General features: G+C 47.8%; 16 protein-coding genes. All 16 read left to right on the top strand.

Going from position 1 to position 19,005, the window contains the following annotated elements:
- Window positions 1–20 precede the first annotated feature (20 nt).
- Complete coding sequence (gene wcaC, locus FDX24_RS15195) at window positions 21–1,238, top strand: colanic acid biosynthesis glycosyltransferase WcaC (RefSeq protein WP_048212042.1); 1,218 nt, start codon at window positions 21–23, stop codon at window positions 1,236–1,238.
- Entirely contained in the window at window positions 1,213–2,430 is a 1,218-nt protein-coding gene (gene wcaD / locus FDX24_RS15200) for a colanic acid polymerase WcaD (RefSeq protein ID WP_115602250.1), read from the top strand. The genes wcaC and wcaD overlap by 26 nt, the downstream gene beginning before the upstream one ends.
- 5 nt (window positions 2,431–2,435) lie before the next feature.
- Window positions 2,436–3,182, top strand: a complete 747-nt coding sequence (gene wcaE / locus FDX24_RS15205; protein ID WP_115602423.1) for a colanic acid biosynthesis glycosyltransferase WcaE — start codon at window positions 2,436–2,438, stop codon at window positions 3,180–3,182.
- 9 nt (window positions 3,183–3,191) lie between these two features.
- Entirely contained in the window at window positions 3,192–3,746 is a 555-nt protein-coding gene (wcaF, locus tag FDX24_RS15210; RefSeq protein ID WP_137364556.1) for a colanic acid biosynthesis acetyltransferase WcaF, read from the top strand.
- 24 nt (window positions 3,747–3,770) lie between these two features.
- Window positions 3,771–4,892 (top strand): GDP-mannose 4,6-dehydratase, encoded by a 1,122-nt coding sequence (gene gmd / locus FDX24_RS15215; protein ID WP_115602248.1) that lies wholly within the window; start codon window positions 3,771–3,773, stop codon window positions 4,890–4,892.
- 5 nt (window positions 4,893–4,897) lie between these two features.
- The gene (locus FDX24_RS15220) at window positions 4,898–5,866 is read left to right on the top strand and encodes a GDP-L-fucose synthase (protein WP_061068813.1); all 969 of its coding nucleotides are present in this window, start codon (window positions 4,898–4,900) and stop codon (window positions 5,864–5,866) included.
- Window positions 5,866–6,345, top strand: a complete 480-nt coding sequence (locus FDX24_RS15225; protein WP_137364557.1) for a GDP-mannose mannosyl hydrolase — start codon at window positions 5,866–5,868, stop codon at window positions 6,343–6,345. Before FDX24_RS15220 ends, FDX24_RS15225 begins: the two co-directional genes overlap by 1 nt.
- A complete protein-coding gene (locus FDX24_RS15230) occupies window positions 6,342–7,565 on the top strand; it encodes a WcaI family glycosyltransferase (protein ID WP_137346242.1) in 1,224 nt (407 codons plus the stop codon). Before FDX24_RS15225 ends, FDX24_RS15230 begins: the two co-directional genes overlap by 4 nt.
- 3 nt (window positions 7,566–7,568) lie before the next feature.
- Window positions 7,569–9,011, top strand: a complete 1,443-nt coding sequence (cpsB, locus tag FDX24_RS15235; protein ID WP_124021618.1) for a mannose-1-phosphate guanyltransferase — start codon at window positions 7,569–7,571, stop codon at window positions 9,009–9,011.
- A 295-nt stretch (window positions 9,012–9,306) separates the two neighbouring features.
- Window positions 9,307–10,701 carry an undecaprenyl-phosphate glucose phosphotransferase gene (wcaJ, locus tag FDX24_RS15240; RefSeq protein ID WP_061067681.1) on the top strand — a complete coding sequence of 465 codons (1,395 nt, stop codon included), beginning with the start codon at window positions 9,307–9,309 and terminating at the stop codon, window positions 10,699–10,701.
- 1 nt (window position 10,702) lies between these two features.
- A complete protein-coding gene (locus FDX24_RS15245) occupies window positions 10,703–12,181 on the top strand; it encodes an MOP flippase family protein (RefSeq protein ID WP_137364558.1) in 1,479 nt (492 codons plus the stop codon).
- A gap of 63 nt (window positions 12,182–12,244) precedes the next feature.
- Complete coding sequence (gene wcaK, locus FDX24_RS15250) at window positions 12,245–13,525, top strand: colanic acid biosynthesis pyruvyl transferase WcaK (protein ID WP_048212030.1); 1,281 nt, start codon at window positions 12,245–12,247, stop codon at window positions 13,523–13,525.
- Window positions 13,522–14,742 (top strand): colanic acid biosynthesis glycosyltransferase WcaL, encoded by a 1,221-nt coding sequence (gene wcaL / locus FDX24_RS15255; protein ID WP_121584478.1) that lies wholly within the window; start codon window positions 13,522–13,524, stop codon window positions 14,740–14,742. The genes wcaK and wcaL overlap by 4 nt, the downstream gene beginning before the upstream one ends.
- 11 nt (window positions 14,743–14,753) lie before the next feature.
- Window positions 14,754–16,142, top strand: coding sequence for a colanic acid biosynthesis protein WcaM (wcaM, locus tag FDX24_RS15260; RefSeq protein WP_137364559.1), 1,389 nt, complete (start codon window positions 14,754–14,756; stop codon window positions 16,140–16,142).
- Between the two features lie 165 nt (window positions 16,143–16,307).
- Window positions 16,308–17,198 carry a GalU regulator GalF gene (gene galF / locus FDX24_RS15265; protein WP_061067685.1) on the top strand — a complete coding sequence of 297 codons (891 nt, stop codon included), beginning with the start codon at window positions 16,308–16,310 and terminating at the stop codon, window positions 17,196–17,198.
- Window positions 17,199–17,579: 381 nt separating this feature from the next.
- Entirely contained in the window at window positions 17,580–18,995 is a 1,416-nt protein-coding gene (locus tag FDX24_RS15270) for a mannose-1-phosphate guanylyltransferase/mannose-6-phosphate isomerase (RefSeq protein WP_061067686.1), read from the top strand.
- Window positions 18,996–19,005: the final 10 nt, after the last annotated feature.

The raw sequence follows: 19,005 nt of genomic DNA on the forward strand, positions 1-19,005 counted from the left end.
GTGAGAGCAAAGGTAATGCAATGAATATTCTGCAATTTAATGTTCGGCTTGCCGAAGGCGGGGCGGCCGGGGTCGCGCTGGATTTACACCTGCGCGCGCTGGAAAAAGGGTGGGTGTCGCGGTTTGTATACGGTTATGGCAAAGGAGGCAAGAGAAGCGCCAGTCACGGAAATTATCCGCACGTGATTAAACATGCGCCGCGTTTGACGTCGGCGGCGAATATTGCCCTGTTTCGCCTCGCAAACCGCGATCTGTTTGGCAACCTCGACAGTATGTATCGCACAATCATCCGCACCGCGGGCCCGCTGGTTCTGCATTTCCATGTGCTGCACAGTTACTGGCTGAACCTCGAAGAGGTAGTGGCGTTTTGCCAAAAGGTGAAGGCACATAAGCCCGATATCACCTTTGTGTGGACGCTGCACGATCACTGGAGTGTTACCGGACGCTGCGCCTTTACCGATGGCTGCGAAGGCTGGAAAACGGGCTGCCAGAAATGTCCAACGTTAAGCAACTATCCCCCGGTTAACGTTGATAAAGCGCATCAGCAACTGCCCGGGAAACGTCAAATGTTTCGTACGATGCTGGCGCTTGGCTGCCAGTTTATCTCGCCCAGTCAACATGTGGCGGAAGCATTTAACAGCCTGTACGGTGCCGGGTGTTGTCACATCATCAATAACGGTATCGATGTGGCGACGGAAGCGATTCTTGCTGACTTGCCGGTTCAGCATGAGCCGCTGGGCAGACCGAAAATTGCCGTGGTGGCCCATGATTTGCGCTATGACGGCAAAACCAGCCAGCAACTGGTCCAGGCGCTTATCGCGCTCGGTGACAAAATAGAGCTGCATACCTTCGGTAAGTTTTCCCCGTTTGCCGGAGCAAACGTCATCAACCATGGGTTTGAAAGTGACAAACGAACCTTGATGGGGGCGCTAAATCAGATGGATGGGCTGGTGTTCAGTTCGCGGGTTGATAACTATCCGCTAATCTTGTGCGAAGCGCTTTCTATCGGTGTACCGGTTATCGCCACGCACAGTGAGGCGGCACAGGAAGTGCTGGCAAAATCAGGCGGCAAAACATTCAGTGAAGCGGATGTTTTGCATCTGGTACAACTGAAAAAATCAGAAATTGCACAGGCGGTATTTGACACCTCGCTGGCTACCTTTAGCCAGCAGAGCCGGACAGCATACAGCGGACAACAGATGCTGGAGGAATATGTCTCGTACTATCAGGGTCTGTAGCTATCTGGTGTTGCCGCTGCTTTATCTGCTGGTTAACGTCAAGCTTGCGCAACTGGGTGAAAGTTTCCCTGTCACCGTTGTCACTTTCTTACCACTGTTGCTACTGCTGTTTGTTGACCGTATCAATATTAAAAAGCTGTTGATTGCGTTGGGAGTGGGTGGGGGGCTGGCGGTGTTTAACTACCTGTTTGGCCAATCGCTGGATGCCAGCAAGTATGTAACATCTGCCATGTTGTTTATCTATACCGTGATCATTATTGGCATGGTGTGGAGTATTCGCTTTAAAACCATTTCGCCACATAACTATCCTAAAATTTTGCGTTTATTCTGGCTGGTGGTGGGGTTAGTGGTCGGTCTGGCTGCCATTGAAATGGCACAGATCATTCTCAGCGGTGGCAGCAGTATAATGGAAGCTATTTCGAAATATCTTATTTACAGCAATAGCTATGTGCTGAACTTTATTAAATTTGGTGGGAAGCGTACCACCGCACTCTATTTTGAGCCTGCATTTTTCGCTCTGGCGTTAATCTCAATTTGGCTCAGCATCAAACAGTTTGGTATCAAAACGCCCAAGACCGATGCTATGATTCTGGCAGGGGTGATATTGTCAGGATCGTTTTCAGGGGTGATGACATTTATTTTGTTTTACCTGCTGGAGTGGGCGTTTCAGTATCTGAATAAGGATGCGATAAAAAAGAAGTTACCCTTGGCAATTATCTCGCTGAGTGTGTTTATGGTGGGCGTGATATTTGCCTTCCCCTACATCACGACGCGTCTTGGTGATTTAGGTACTGAAGGCTCTTCATCTTATTATCGCATAGTAGGACCGTTGGTCATGGTTGGCTATTCATTACTGAATGTCGATGGTGTAGTGAGATTTGGCTCACTTTATGAATATGTTGCATCATTCGGAATCTTTAACGGTGCAGATGTAGGTAAAACGATAGACAATGGTTTGTATTTGTTAATTATCTATTTTTCGTGGTTCGCCGTAATATTATCCCTGTGGTACATGGGAAAAGTAACGAAAATGATGATGAATGCGTTTGGTGATAATCAGAATTATCGGGTGCAGCTTTATCTTTTTACACCGTTGTCGTTGTTTTTCACCGGTTCAGTATTTAGTCCGGAATATGCATTTTTAATTGTATGTCCGTTTATTTTGCGCAAGGCGCTGAATATCGCGAGGTAATTTACATGCTGCTGAGTATTATCACCGTCGCTTTTCGCAATCTGGACGGGATCGTCAAAACCCATGCGTCACTGGCGCATCTTGCGCAGGCGAGCGATATCCGCTTTGAGTGGATTGTTATCGATGGGGGGTCAACAGACGGTACACCGGCATTCCTGGAAAATCTCAATGGAGAGCACCAGTTACGTTTTGTCAGCGAGCCTGATAACGGTCTCTACGATGCAATGAACAAAGGTATCGCTATGGCGCGCGGGCGCTTTGCACTCTTTCTCAACTCTGGAGATATTCTGCATGCCGATTCTGCACATTTTATCCGCCAGTTAAAAACGCAGAGTGATAAAGCGATGGTGATTGGCGATGCTTTGCTGGATTTTGGTAATGGTAAAAAAATGACGCGCCGGGCTAAACCGGGTTGGTATATCTACCACAGTTTGCCAGCCAGTCATCAGGCAATATTTTTTCCGCTGACGGGGCTGCAAACCTGGCATTATGATTTGCAATATAAAATATCATCGGATTATGCGCTGGCAGCAAAATTATACAAGTCCGGGTTCGCGTTTAAAAAACTGACTGGTTTAGTGTCGGAGTTTTCCATGGGCGGCGTATCGACTACGAATAATCTGGAATTGTGTCGGGATGCCAAAAGAGTCCAACGTCAAATATTGCGCATGCCCGGTTTTTGGGCTGAATTTTCTGAATACATACGTCTGCGTACAACCGGTAAGACAAAACACTTATATGGTAAAACGTAAGGTCACACTATGCAGGATTTAAACGGCTTCGCGGTGCCGAAAGGTTTTCGCGGCGGTGGTGCAATTAAAGTGCAATTATGGTGGGCGGTACAAGCAACATTATTTCACTGGTCACCACAGGTGATGTACCGCTGGCGTGTTTTTTTATTAAGGATATTTGGCGCAAAAATAGGAAAAAACGTAGTTATTCGGCCTTCAGTAAAAATTACTTATCCGTGGAAATTAACACTGGGTGATTACGCCTGGGTAGGGGATGACGTGGTTTTATATACGCTGGGTAATATTACGATTGGGGCTCATACGGTTATTTCGCAGAAAAGCTATTTATGCACCGGAAGTCATGATTATGCCAGCCAACACTTTGATATTAGTGCCACGCCAATTGTGATTGGCGAGAAATGCTGGCTGGCGACAGATGTTTTTGTCGCGCCTGGCGTGACGATAGGCGACGGCACCGTCGTGGGTGCACGTAGCAGCGTTTTTAAATCGTTGCCGGCCAATGCCATATGTCGGGGTAACCCCGCAGTAGTTATGCGTAAACGCGTCGAGAACGTTACTCCCTGAAGGGAAATTTTAAGAGGTAATAACATGTCAAAAGTCGCTCTCATTACTGGCGTAACCGGGCAGGATGGTTCTTACCTGGCAGAGTTTCTGCTGGAAAAAGGTTATGAAGTTCATGGTATTAAGCGCCGGGCCTCGTCATTTAATACCGAACGGGTAGACCATATTTACCAGGATCCACATGCGGGTAATCCCAAATTCCATCTGCATTATGGTGATTTGACGGACTCCTCTAATCTGACCCGCATTTTGCAAGAGATTCAGCCGGATGAAGTCTATAACCTGGGCGCAATGAGCCACGTGGCGGTGTCGTTTGATTCGCCAGAATATACTGCTGATGTTGATGGGATCGGCACGCTGCGTTTGCTGGAAGCGATTCGCTTCCTGGGTCTGGAAAAGAAAACCCGTTTCTATCAGGCCTCCACCTCTGAACTGTACGGTCTGGTTCAGGAGATCCCACAGAAAGAAACGACGCCGTTCTATCCGCGATCGCCCTATGCTGTCGCCAAACTGTATGCCTACTGGATCACCGTCAATTACCGTGAATCTTATGGCATATATGCCTGTAACGGCATTCTGTTTAACCATGAATCTCCGCGTCGTGGCGAAACCTTCGTCACACGCAAAATTACCCGTGCAATTGCCAACATCGCCCAGGGGCTGGAGTCCTGTCTGTACCTCGGCAATATGGATTCGTTGCGTGACTGGGGACATGCCAAAGACTACGTCAGGATGCAGTGGATGATGCTGCAGCAGGAACAGCCGGAAGATTTCGTGATCGCCACTGGCGTGCAGTATTCCGTCCGTCAGTTTGTGGAAATGGCTGCTGCCCAACTCGGTATTAAGCTGCGCTTTGAAGGTGAGGGCGTGAATGAAAAAGGCATTGTGGTTTCGGTGACTGGGCATGATGCGCCAGGGGTGAAACCGGGGGATGTGATGATCGCCGTCGACCCGCGCTATTTTCGTCCTGCAGAGGTTGAAACGCTGTTGGGCGATCCGACAAAGGCACACGAAAAACTGGGCTGGAAACCGGAGATCACATTGCGCCAGATGGTTTCTGAAATGGTTGCTCACGATCTGGAAGCAGCGAAGAAACATTCACTGCTGAAGTCCCATGGTTACGATGTTGTTATTGCACTGGAGAGCTAATGATGATGAAGAAGAAACGTGTTTATATTGCGGGACATCGGGGAATGGTGGGCTCTGCTATTTACCGACAACTTGCACAACGTGAAGATGTCGAGTTAATCATCCGTAACCGTGAACAGCTCAATTTATTAGACACAACGGCGGTTAATGATTTTTTTACCAGTGAAAATATTGACCAGGTTTATCTTGCCGCGGCAAAAGTTGGCGGGATTATGGCTAATAATAATTATCCATCTGATTTCATTTATGAAAACATGATGATGGAAAGTAATATCCTTCATGCGGCTCATAATTCAAATGTCGGGAAGTTATTATTTTTAGGCTCATCATGTATTTATCCTAAGTTTGCGCAGCAACCAATCAAAGAGAGCGAGTTGTTGCAGGGATCACTGGAGCCGACAAATGAGCCCTATGCCATCGCTAAAATTGCAGGAATAAAACTGTGTGAGTCCTATAACCGGCAGCATCGCCGGGATTACCGTTCAGTGATGCCGACGAACCTGTATGGACCAAACGACAATTTCCATAAAGATAATTCCCATGTGATCCCTGCGCTATTGCGTCGTTTTCATGAAGCCACCCAACGGGATGACAAGTATGTTGAGGTTTGGGGCAGTGGAAAACCCATGCGTGAATTTTTGCATGTCGATGATATGGCGGCAGCAAGCATCCATGTGATGGAGTTAGACAATGAAGTTTGGCAGGAAAATACAGAGCCAATGCTTTCTCATGTCAATGTAGGCACGGGTGAAGATTGCACTATTCGTGAACTATCCGACGCCATTGCAAAAGTTGTTGGTTTTCGCGGTGATATTATTTTTGATGCTTCTAAACCTGATGGGACACCACGAAAACTGCTTGATGTCAGTCGCCTGAGAAGACTCGGTTGGCATCATGAAATAGGACTTGAACAGGGGTTGATTAATACTTATCGCTGGTTCCTTGATAATCAGCAGCGGTATCGGGGTGAGTAATGTTTCTCAATAATGAAGACTTCGCTAATGCGGTGCGCACGACGCCGTTGATCTCTCTGGATTTTATCATTGAGAATGAGTTTGGGGAGTTTTTAGTTGGGAAAAGAACTAACAGGCCTGCTCAAGGATATTGGTTTGTGCCCGGCGGCAGAGTATTAAAAGATGAATCGCTGGAACAAGCATTTATGCGTTTGACGGAAGAAGAATTAGGTCAGCAGTTTCTCATAACACACGGTCAGTTTTTTGGTGTCTGGCAGCACTTTTATGAGGATAATTTTTCTGGTTCTTCATTTTCAACGCATTATGTGGTGCTGGGTTTTCGACTGAAGATTAATACCAGTACATCAATGTTGCCGTCAAAACAGCATGATACCTGGCGTTGGGCTAAAACAGATGAGCTGATTGCCGATGGGAATGTGCATAAGAATACGCAGGCATATTTCAACCCAGCGACGAAAGATCGGGTGCCCGGGATATGAGAATTCTGGTTTATGGCATCAATTACTCTCCCGAATTGACCGGAATTGGTAAATACACGGGAGAGATGGTGGAGTGGATGGCGAGCCAGGGGCATGAGGTTCGGGTGGTCACGGCACCTCCTTATTATCCGCAGTGGCAAGTCGGCGAACCTTATTCTTCCTGGCGCTATCGTCGGGAAGTTGGTGTCACCACTGTCTGGCGCTGTCCATTATATGTACCAACTCAACCTTCAACGTTAAAGCGGTTGTTACATTTGGGCAGTTTTGCCCTGAGCAGTCTTTTTCCCCTATTGGCTCAGTATCGGTGGAAGCCTGAATACATTATCGGCGTGGTACCCACGCTATTCTGTACACCAGGGATGCGTTTGCTGGCAAAACTGTCTGGCTCTCGCACCGTGCTGCATATTCAGGATTATGAAGTTGATGCGATGTTGGGGCTGGGATTGGCGGCAACCGGAAATTCCACAATGATTGCGCGAGTAGCCAAAGCATTTGAGCGTAGCAGTTTGTTGAATGTGGATAATGTTTCCACGATCTCCCGCTCTATGATGCAAAAAGCGCAGGAGAAAGGCGTTTCTGCAGAAAAGCTTATCTTTTTCCCGAACTGGTCCGAAGTGGAAAGATTTAGCAAGGTGGATAGTGCTGATATAGAGCAAATTCGTCAGCAGTTTGATTTGCCAACCGATAAAAAAATTATTCTGTATTCCGGAAATATTGGTGAGAAACAAGGCGTTGAAAATATCGTTGAGGCTGCAAGCCAGACTCAGGATAAACCATGGATATACGTTATTGTGGGTCAGGGAGGGGGGAAATCCAGGATGGAACAAATGGTCAAGGAACGAGCCCTAACGAATGTTAAGTTCTATCCCTTGCAACCATACGAAATGTTGCCAGCGTTATTAAGGTTGGCAGATTGCCATTTAGTCATCCAAAGACGTGGCGCTGCAGATGCGGTCCTTCCTTCTAAGTTAACGAACATATTGGCGGTCGGGGGAAATGCCGTGATTACAGCAGAGATCCACACCGAACTGGGGCAGCTTTGTCAGAAACATCCCGGTATTGCGATCTGTATTGAGCCAGAATCAGTTGAGATGCTTGTGGCCGGAATTACTGATGCAATCACTATGCCTGAATACAATATGATTGCACGTTCCTATGCAGAGTCTGCACTTGAAAAAGATAATGTCTTAAATCAATTTATTAATCATTTGAAGGGTTGACTTATGAGTCAGAATAACATTCATCCGGTAATTATTGCCGGTGGGTCCGGTAGCCGTTTGTGGCCATTATCCAGAACATTATATCCAAAGCAGTTCTTGTGTCTGGATGGGAAAAATACAATGTTGCAATCGACAATTTGTCGCCTTGATGGATTGGATTGTTCACCACCGCTGGTAATATGTAATGAAAAGCATCGATTTATTGTTGCTGAACAATTGCAAGAAATCGATAAGCTAACGGGGAATATTATTCTTGAGCCACAAGCCAGGAATACCGCACCAGCAATCGCGCTGGCAGCAATCGCAGCATGTAACAATAATTCCGATCATAACCCGTTGTTGCTGGTCCTGGCAGCTGATCATATTATCGAAGAAAATAAATTCTTCCACGATGCAGTGACCTCAGCCATTCCGTTAGCCGAAAATGGCAAGCTGGTAACATTTGGTATCGTCCCGGATGCACCGGAAACAGGGTACGGTTATATTCGACGCGGTGAAGTCAGTAGTACCCAGATTCAAGTTGATTCTGTTGCTTTCAATGTTGATGCTTTTGTGGAAAAACCTGACCTTGAAACAGCCGAAAAATATATTTCTGCTGGTGAATATTACTGGAATAGCGGTATGTTTTTATTCCAGGCCCGACGCTATCTTGAAGAGCTTGAAAAATATCGCCCGGATATTCTACAGGCCTGCTTGTTAGCGATGGATAACGCTGAACTGGACAATGATTTTATCCGTGTCAGTCGGGACGATTTCCAGGCTTGCCCAGAGGAATCGATCGACTATGCCGTGATGGAGAAAACCACGGATGCCGTAGTCCTGCCGATGAACGTTGGCTGGAGCGATGTGGGGTCATGGTCATCACTTTGGGAAATCAGCGATCGTAACGACGAGGGCAATGTTTATCATGGCGATGTCATTGACCATAATACAGAGAACAGTTATGTCTACGCCGAGTCGGGATTGGTAGCAACCGTCGGCGTAAAAGATCTGATTGTCGTCCAAACTAAAGATGCAGTATTAATCGCAAATAAAACGGATGTACAAGATGTAAAAAAAATCGTTGCGCAAATTCAGGCGGATGGTCGCTCGGAACATCATATTCACCGTGAGGTTTTTAGACCCTGGGGAAAATATGATTCTATTGATGAAGGTGATCGTTATCAGGTTAAAAGGATAACCGTGAAACCCGGGCAGGGCTTTGCATTACGTATGCACCATCATCGCGCTGAACACTGGATTATTGTTGCGGGAACGGCAAAGGTCACGATCTGTGATGAGGTCCAATTATTAAGTGAAAATCAATCAGTGTATATTCCTCAGGGTACTATTCATTGTCTTGAAAACCCAGGAAAGGTTCCGCTGGAGATGATTGAAGTTCGTTCCGGAGTCTACCTTGAAGAAGATGATATTGTAAGATTTGGCACACATCATGAGCATATATAGAAATCTATTATTCATTTCTGTTAACTGACTCTCTGCGAACTTTTATGAAATAAAAATAACAGAATCTGGACTTTGTTACTTATTTATTTAGGCAATCGGGCCCAGGCTAACTGTTGCCTGAAGAAGGAGATAACATGAGCCAAATAATCCGCGTTACTACTTGTGATATTTGTTACGGGTCAGTTGGTGATGTACGCCTGAACGTGCGAACGCGCACTCTCCTGGCATTGCTAAATCAGTAATGCTGGTATTTCCCTTGCCCGATAAGGGCAAGTGGTGACTAACAGGAACCACGATGACACATCTAAAAAAGCGCGAACGAGCCAAAACCAATGCGTCGTTAATATCGATGGTGCAACGCTTTTCAGATATCACCATCATGTTTGGTGGATTATGGATAGTCTGCGAACTGAGCGGTTTGCCTTTCCTGTATATGCACCTGCTGGTCGCGTTAATCACGCTGGTCGTTTTTCAGATGCTGGGCGGGATAACGGATTTTTACCGCTCCTGGCGCGGGGTAAAAATTTCAACTGAGTTGGTGCTGCTGCTGCAAAACTGGACGCTGAGTCTGATTTTTTGCGCGGGTCTGATTACCTTTAATAACGATTTTGATAACCGGTTTGCTCTATGGCTGGCATGGTATCTGCTTTCAAGTATTGGCCTGGTGCTGTGCCGTGCGTTTATTCGCTACGGGGCGGGATGGTTGCGAAATCGTGGTTATAACACGCGTCGGGTAGCGGTAGCAGGGGACCTTCCTGCCGGACAGGTGCTGCTGGACAGCTTTCGCCATGAGCCGTGGTTGGGGTTTGAGGTCGCGGGTGTTTATCACGACCCCATACCGGGGAAAAACGCCCGGGATTGGGCGGGAAATCTGCAGCAACTTGTGGATGATGCCAAAGCTTCACGCATTCATAACGTCTATATCGCTATGTCGATGAGCGATGGGGCGCGGGTAAAAAAACTGGTACGCGAACTGGCTGATACCACCTGTTCAGTGCTCCTGATTCCTGATGTCTTTACCTTCAATATTCTGCACTCGCGGATTGAAGAAATGAACGGTGTTCCTGTGGTTCCGCTGTATGACACACCGCTTTCAGGCATTAATCGTCTGCTGAAGCGCGCGGAGGATATTGTGCTGGCATCGCTAATCCTGCTGCTTATTTCTCCTGTGCTATGCGCCATTGCGCTGATGGTGAAGCTGACCTCAAAGGGGCCGGTAATTTTTCGTCAGACCCGTTATGGGATGGACGGGAAACCGATCAAAGTCTGGAAGTTTCGTTCCATGAAGGTAATGGAAAACGATACGGTGGTTACCCAGGCCACGCAGAACGATCCGCGAGTGACCCGCGTGGGTAACTTCCTGCGGCGGACGTCTCTGGATGAATTACCACAGTTTATAAATGTGCTGACAGGCGGGATGTCTATTGTCGGGCCGCGTCCACATGCGGTGGCGCATAACGAACAGTATCGCCAGTTGATAGAAGGGTACATGTTGCGCCATAAGGTGAAGCCAGGCATTACCGGCTGGGCGCAAATCAACGGCTGGCGTGGTGAAACCGATACGCTGGAAAAAATGGAAAAACGCGTAGAGTTTGACCTCGAATACATTCGCGAATGGAGCGTGTGGTTCGATATTAAAATCGTTTTTCTGACGGTGTTTAAAGGCTTCGTCAATAAAGCGGCATATTAATATGAGTTTACGAGAAAAAACCCTCAACGGTGCCAAATGGTCAGTCATTGCTACGGTAATCATCATCGGTCTGGGGCTCATTCAGATGACGGTTATGGCACGGATTATTGATAATCATCAGTTCGGGTTATTAACCGTGTCGCTGGTGATTATAGCGCTGGCCGATACGCTGTCTGATTTTGGCATCGCCAACTCGATTATTCAGCGCAAAGAGATAGGTTATCTTGAACTAACCACCTTGTACTGGTTAAACGTTGGGCTGGGGATAGTCGTATGTATTGCTATGTTTGCGCTCAGCGAAACCATTGCCGATGCGCTTAATAACCCTGAGCTGGTGCCACTGATTAAAACCTTAGCGCTGGCGTTTGTGGTGATCCCGCATGGGCAGCAGTTCCGTGCGCTGATGCAAAAAGAACTGGCCTTCAACAAAATTGGCATGATTGAAACCAGTTCAGTACTGGCCGGTTTTACTTTTACCGTGGTTAGCGCGCATTTTTGGCCGATCGCTATGACTGCCATTGTTGGGTATCTGGTGAATAGTACGCTACGTACACTGCTGTTTGGCTATTTTGGTCGCAAAATATATCGACCAGGGCTATGTTTTTCACTTTCATCCGTGTCGCAAAATCTGCGCTTTGGGGCGTGGCTGACGGCGGACAGCATTATCAATTATGTGAATACCAACCTTTCGACGCTGGTGCTGGCCAGAACCCTGGGTGCTGGCGTGGCAGGAGGCTTCAATCTTGCCTGGAACGTGGCAGTTGTACCGCCAATCAAACTGAATCCGATAATTACCCGAGTACTGTTTCCTGCGTTTGCCAAAATTCAGGACGATACCGAAAAACTACGGGTCAATTTTTACAAGCTGTTATCTGTTGTCGGCATTATCAATTTCCCGGCCCTACTGGGACTGATGGTGGTATCAAATAACGTCGTACCGCTGGTGTTTGGCGAAAAGTGGAACAGTATTGTTCCGGTGCTGCAACTGCTGTGCATTGTGGGTCTGCTGCGCTCAGTCGGTAATCCGATAGGCTCACTGCTGATGGCCAAAGCACGGGTTGATATCAGCTTCAAATTCAATATTTTCAAAACCTTTTTGTTTATCCCCGCCATCCTGGTTGGCGGAAATATGGCGGGTGTGATTGGCGTCACGCTGGGCTTTTTACTGGTACAGGTCATAAACACCATCCTGAGCTATTTCGTGATGATCAAACCGGTACTGGGACCGAGCTATCGGCAGTACATGCTCAGCCTGTGGCTACCGTTCTATCTCTCTTTACCCACGCTGGTGGTGAGCTACGCGCTGGGAATGACATTGCAAAATAAATTGCCGTTAAGTGCGTTGCTGAGCCTACAGATAACCGCTGGCGCGCTGGTGTTTGTCGTGATGATTGTGCTGTCGCGTCATCCGCTGGTGGTGGAAATCAAACGCCAGTTCTGCCGTGGTGAAAAAATGAAAGCCTTGTTCCGCGCAGGGTGAATTGCGTTTGTTGTCGTCCGGAGACGGGAAAACCGTCATCCGCACTGATTTTAAGAGGTCATGATGAAATTACTGATTCTGGGCAACCACACCTGCGGTAATCGCGGGGACAGCGCCATTTTGCGCGGTTTGCTGGATGCCATTCATACGCTCCAGCCAGAGACTGAAGTGGATGTGATGAGCCGCTACCCGGTGAGTTCCTCCTGGTTACTAAATCGACCGGTGATGGGCGATCCACTGTATTCACAGATGAAGCAGCATAACAATGCTGCAGGCGTCATGGGCCGCGTAAAGAAAGTGCTGCGTCGTCGCTATCAGCATCAGGTGCTGCTCTCGCGCGTCACCGATTCCGGGAATCTGCGCAATATCGCTATCGCTCAGGGGTTTACTGACTTTGTCCGCTTGTTGTCGCGTTATGACGCCATTATCCAGGTCGGCGGATCGTTTTTTGTCGATCTGTATGGCGTGACGCAGTTTGAACATGCCTTGTGTTCGTTTATGGCTAAAAAACCGCTGTACATGATTGGTCACAGCGTAGGGCCATTTCAGGATGCACAGTTCAATCAGTTGGCGAACTACGTTTTTGGGCACTGCAATGCGTTAATTTTACGCGAATCGGTCAGCCTGGAACTGATGAAACGCAGTGAAATAACGACAGAGAAAGTCGAGTCGGGTGTGGATACCGCCTGGCTGGTAGACAACCATCACGATGACTTTGACCCGGGTTATGCCGTACAGCACTGGCTACAAACGGCTGCAAAGCAGAAGACTGTCGCCATTACATTACGTGAACTGGCGCCGTTTGATAAGCGTCTTGGAACCACACAACAGGCCTATGAGCAAGCCTTTGCCGGCGTGGTTAATCGGATCCTTGATGAAGGTTACCAGGTGATGGCGCTCTCAACCTGTACCGGTATTGATAGTTACAACAAAGATGATCGCATGGTTGCACTGAACCTGCGTCAGTACGTTAACGATCCGGCCCGTTATCACGTGGTCATGGATGAACTAAACGATCTCGAAATGGGAAAAATATTAGGCGCATGTGACCTGACGGTGGGCACACGCCTGCACTCTGCCATTATCTCGATGAACTTTATGACGCCGGCGATAGCCATTAATTATGAGCACAAATCGGCGGGAATTATGCAGCAACTGGGGTTAGCGGAAATGGCGGTTGATATCCGCCATCTGCTGGATGGTAGTCTTGAAGGCAAGGTTGCCGATAACCTGGGACGGCTCGCTGAACTTAACGTCAGGGTGGCGGAGGCGGTTAAGCGTGAACGTGAACACGGTAGGCGTATGGTGCAATCGGTATTAACGCGTATTCAGGAGGGGAAATGAAAGTCAGCTTTTTCCTGCTTAAATTTCCGCTGTCCTCTGAAACCTTTGTGCTGAATCAGATCACCGCGTTTATCGATATGGGGCATGATGTTGAAATTATCGCGTTATATCAGGGCGATCTTGATAACACCCATGCATCCTATATGGACTACCGCCTGGGCGAAAAAACACGATGGTTATTGAAAGAACCGGCTGGCAGGTTGGCAAAGCTGAAATATCGCACTACGACGATTTTACAAGGCATCACCCGGACAGCGACCTGGAAAGCGCTCAATGTTCCACGCTATGGCGATGAGGCGCGTAATCTGATTTTAGCGTCCATCTGTGCGCTAACCCCACGAGCATTCCAGGCCGATGTCTTTATTGCGCACTTTGGACCCGCTGGCGTAACGGCGGCCAAACTACGTGAACTCGGCGTGCTCCGCGGCAAAATAGCCACTGTCTTCCATGGTATTGACGTTTCACATCGGGACATCCTTTCCCGCTATACCCCCGAATATCAGAAGCTGTTTCAGCGCGGTGATTTGATGTTGCCCATCAGCAATCTCTGGGCCGGACGTTTGCGGAATATGGGATGCCCACCGCATAAAATAGCGGTATCGCGTATGGGGATTGATATGACGCGTTTTACACCCCGTGAGGTGAAAGCGCCGGGCACGCCGCTAGAAATTCTCTCCGTTGCACGGTTAACCGAGAAAAAAGGGCTGCATGTCGCTATCGAAGCGTGCCGCCAGTTGAAAGAGCGGGGTATCTCATTTCGTTATCGCATTCTGGGAATTGGCCCTTGGGAGCGTCGATTACGTACGCTTATCGAGCAATATCAACTGGATGACGTGATTGAAATGTCAGGATTTAAACCCAGCCATCAGGTCAAAGAGATGCTTGAGCAGGCGGATGTCTTCCTGTTGCCCTCCGTCACGGGAATTGATGGTGACATGGAAGGGATCCCGGTGGCGTTGATGGAGGCCATGGCCGTAGGGATACCGGTCGTCTCTACTGTGCACAGTGGGATCCCTGAGCTGGTGGAATCTGGAAGCTCCGGTTGGCTGGCACCAGAGAATGATGCTCAGGCCCTGGCGGAGCGATTAGCGACGGTCAGCGTGCTAGACAGTGAGCAAGTGAAGCCGGTGGTGGCGTGCGCCCGCGAAAAAATAGCCGCTGAATTTAACCAGCTTGCGATCAACAAACAGCTAGCCAGTCTGCTGCAAACGATGTAAATCGAGGTTGTATGCCAGAGAAAAAACTCTCGCGACGTACTTTTCTGACGGCAGGCTCTGCGCTTGTCGTACTGCATTCTCCCGTTGCCCGGGCGCTTGAATCACCGGGCAGCGTCAACATTCAGGATTACAATCCACAGGATTGGGTGGCTTCCTTCAGGCAGGCGTTTTCAGAGGCGCAAACCGTTGTCGTGCCTGCTGGTCTGGAGTGCAGGAATATCAATACCGCGATCGGGATCCCGCCTGGTAAAACGTTGCATCTGCAAGGCGGGGTCAGTAGCAGCAGTCGTGGGCGCTTTATTCTGCAGGATGGCTGTCGCGTGACAGGGGAGCTGGGGGGGCGCTTGCGAAATATTACCCTTGATGTTCGGGGATCCGACTGTGTGATAAAAGGCATAGCCATGAGCGGTTTCGCCCCTGTGGCACAAATTTATATCGGGGGGAAAACGCCGCGAGCGATGCGTAACCTCACCATTGACGACATTACCGTCACTGATGCGAATTACGGGATCCTGCGACAGGGGTTTCATAACCAGATGGATGGGGTACGGATAACCAACAGCCGCTTTAGTGATTTACAGGGTGACGCCATCGAGTGGAATGTCGCGATAAACGACAGTGACATCGTGATTTCAGACCATGTTATAGAACGCATCAATTGTACGAACGGAAATGTTAACTGGGGTATCGGTATTGGGCTGGCAGGTAGTACGTACGACAACACCTATCCAGACGAACTGGCGGTGAAAAGATTTGTGGTAGCCAATATAACGGGCTCGGATTGTCGGCAGTTAGTCCATGTCGAGAACGGCAAACATTTTATCATTCGTAATATTACCGCGCGAAATATCACCCCGAATTTCAGCAAGAAAGCGGGTATCGACAATGCTACAGTCGCTATTTATGGATGTGATAATTTCGTTATCGATAATATCAATATGAAAAATAGCGCAGGGATGTTGATTGGGTACGGTGTGATCAAAGGACGATATTTGTCCATCCCACAAAACTTTAAGTTAAATAATATTCAACTGGATAACACACATCTCGATTATAAATTACGTGGTATTCAGATTTCCTCAGGTAATGCAACTTCATTTGTGGCCATTACCAACGTGGAGATGAAGCGCGCAACGCTGGAGCTGCACAACAAACCTCAGCATCTTTTCTTGCGAAATATCAAGGTGATGCAGCAATCTACCATCGGGCCAGCGCTGAAAATGCACTTTGATCTGCGCAAAGATGTACGCGGTAAGTTTATGGCCAAACAGGAGACCTTGCTCTCGCTGAACAACATTCATGCAGTTAATGAAGCTGGGCAAAGCTCGGTTGATATTGACAACGTAAACCACCAGGTTGTGAATGTCACGGCAGTGAATTTTCGACTACCGGGCCGGTAATTTTACGACCATTCCTGGCTAAAAACCTACCCGGCTAAGATTATGATTACTGCATTCTGCCGATAAGCGGCGTAACATGCGTCCTAACTGAGCAATGTAATTCATACTGGCTAAAACAAGCTAAAAAGCTATAATTCAGCAACTATTGAATAGGTGAATGACTTAATGATTAATTTGAAAGCAGTTATTCCGGTAGCGGGCCTCGGGATGCACATGTTGCCTGCCACAAAGGCCATCCCAAAAGAAATGCTACCGATCGTTGATAAGCCGATGATTCAATACATTGTCGACGAGATTGTAGCTGCAGGTATCAAAGAAATCGTTCTGGTAACACATGCGTCTAAGAACGCGGTTGAGAACCACTTCGACACCTCTTATGAACTTGAATCGCTGCTTGAACAGCGTGTTAAACGCCAGTTACTGGCCGAAGTGCAGTCCATCTGCCCTCCCGGTGTGACTATCATGAACGTCCGTCAGGCACAATTACTCGGCCTGGGCCACTCTATTCTTTGTGCACGCCCGATAATAGGGGACAACCCTTTTGTGGTGGTGTTACCTGACGTCGTTCTGGATACGGCGAGTGCGGATCCGCTGCGCTACAACCTGGCCGCAATGGTGGCCCGCTTTAATGAGACCGGGCGTAGTCAGGTGCTGGCAAAACGTATGGCTGGCGATCTTTCCGAGTATTCCGTTATTCAGACCAAAGAGCCTTTAGACAACGAAGGTAAGGTCAGCCGCATCGTTGAATTCATTGAAAAACCCGACCAGCCGCAAACCCTTGATTCGGACCTGATGGCCGTAGGGCGCTATGTGCTTTCTGCTGATATTTGGGCGGAAATTGAGCGTACGCAGCCTGGTGCGTGGGGGCGTATTCAGCTTACGGATGCTATCGCTGAACTGGCGAAAAAACAGTCTGTTGATGCCATGTTGATGACCGGCGATAGCTACGATTGTGGTAAGAAAATGGGCTACATGCAGGCATTTGTGAAGTACGGACTGCGCAACCTGAAAGAAGGGCCGAAGTTCAGGGATCAAATTTTAAAACTGCTGAGCTAGTGCCATTGCTACCCTCGTTGCCTGCGATTTGAACCGAGTATCGTAGCAGTATATGTAAAGAGTCATGATTTGTCTGATACCCGCAGAATGCTGCTATAAATGTTTTTTTATAAATTTCAAATACTAAAAAAGGTAGATCGGTAAGAAATTACCGGTCCGCCGTAGGACATTTTTCTTGTCTACACAGTGAATAAATAAGAGAATATTCGGTTGAGATATCCCTTATTCGTTGAGGGTTATCAGCAATTTGTTTGCCCAACATAAAATGAGCAGTGCCCTGGTAGCTGTAGAGCCAGTGCGGTAGCGTGCCCATTTGTCATTGAGCGACGATGAAACTTTTTCGTTGGTTTAGTATAACGCATTGATATTTAAGGACCCAAGATGTTACTTCCTGTGATAATGGCCGGTGGTACCGGTAGTCGTTTATGGCCGATGTCGCGCGAGCTCTACCCAAAACAGTTTCTTCGTTTGTATGGACAGCGTTCAATGCTGCAAGAAACAGTGCTCCGTCTGGATGATGTCGATGCACGGGAACCGGTAGTCATTTGCAATCAGGAACACAGATTTCTTGTTGCTGAGCAACTAAGACAAATTAACAAGCTCTCGCATAATATCATTCTTGAACCCGTTGGCCGCAATACTGCGCCAGCAATAGCGCTGGCAGCATTAAGTGCAATAGAGAATGGCGATGACCCAATTCTTCTGGTATTAGCCGCAGATCACATCATTAACAATAAACCGGCATTTCACCAGGCGGTAAAGTCAGCATTTAAATTTGCCATGCAGGGGCGCCTTGTCACATTTGGGATTGTACCAACCGGTGCAGAAACAGGTTATGGCTATATTCACCGCGGTAAGGAAGAAGTTCTTGGTGAGAATATCGCTTACCAGGTTAGCCGTTTCGTGGAGAAACCGAACAAAGAAACCGCGGAAAGTTATTTAGCGTCTGGTGAATATTACTGGAACAGCGGAATGTTCATGTTCCGGGCCAAGAAATATCTTGAAGAACTGGAAAAATTCAGACCCGATATTCTTGAGTCCTGCAAGGCGGCAATCCGCGGTTGCAAAGATAGCGATGAGTTTATCAAGATTGATCGCGATCTGTTTATCGCTTGTCCGGATGAGTCTGTTGACTACGCGGTCATGGAGAAAACGACAGACGCTGTCGTCGTTGGGCTTGATGCAGACTGGAGTGACGTGGGTTCCTGGTCGGCACTATGGGAAGTGAGCCCTAAAGATAAAAAAGGTAATGTCCTGACGGGTGATACCTTCATGCACAACGCAAATAACTGCTATATCAACACTGATGAAAAATTGGTTGCCGCTATCGGTGTCGATAATCTGGTGATCATTAATACAAAAGATGCCGTACTGGTCGTTGATAAAGATCAGGTGCAGGATGTTAAGAAAGTTGTTGAGTATCTTAAAGCTAATCATCGCAGTGAATATAAGCGTCACCGGGAAATATACCGTCCGTGGGGGCGATGCGATGTGGTGGTACAGACCGAGCGTTTTAATGTAAATCGGATCACCGTTAAACCGGGTGCAGCATTTTCGATGCAGATGCATCATCACCGGACCGAACACTGGGTTGTGCTTTCCGGCACGGGTGAAGTAACGATTAAAGATCAAAAATTCCTGCTGACTGAAAACCAATCAACCTTTATTCCCATTGGAGCACAACATCGACTGGAAAACCCAGGCAAGATTCCATTGGAACTGCTTGAGATCCAATCCGGCTCCTATTTAGGGGATGATGACATTATTCGTATTAAAGACCAGTATGGTCGTTGCTAATTTTGAAGGT

This window comes from Citrobacter sp. wls716, from assembly GCF_005280975.1.
Lineage (GTDB): Bacteria > Pseudomonadota > Gammaproteobacteria > Enterobacterales > Enterobacteriaceae > Citrobacter > Citrobacter youngae.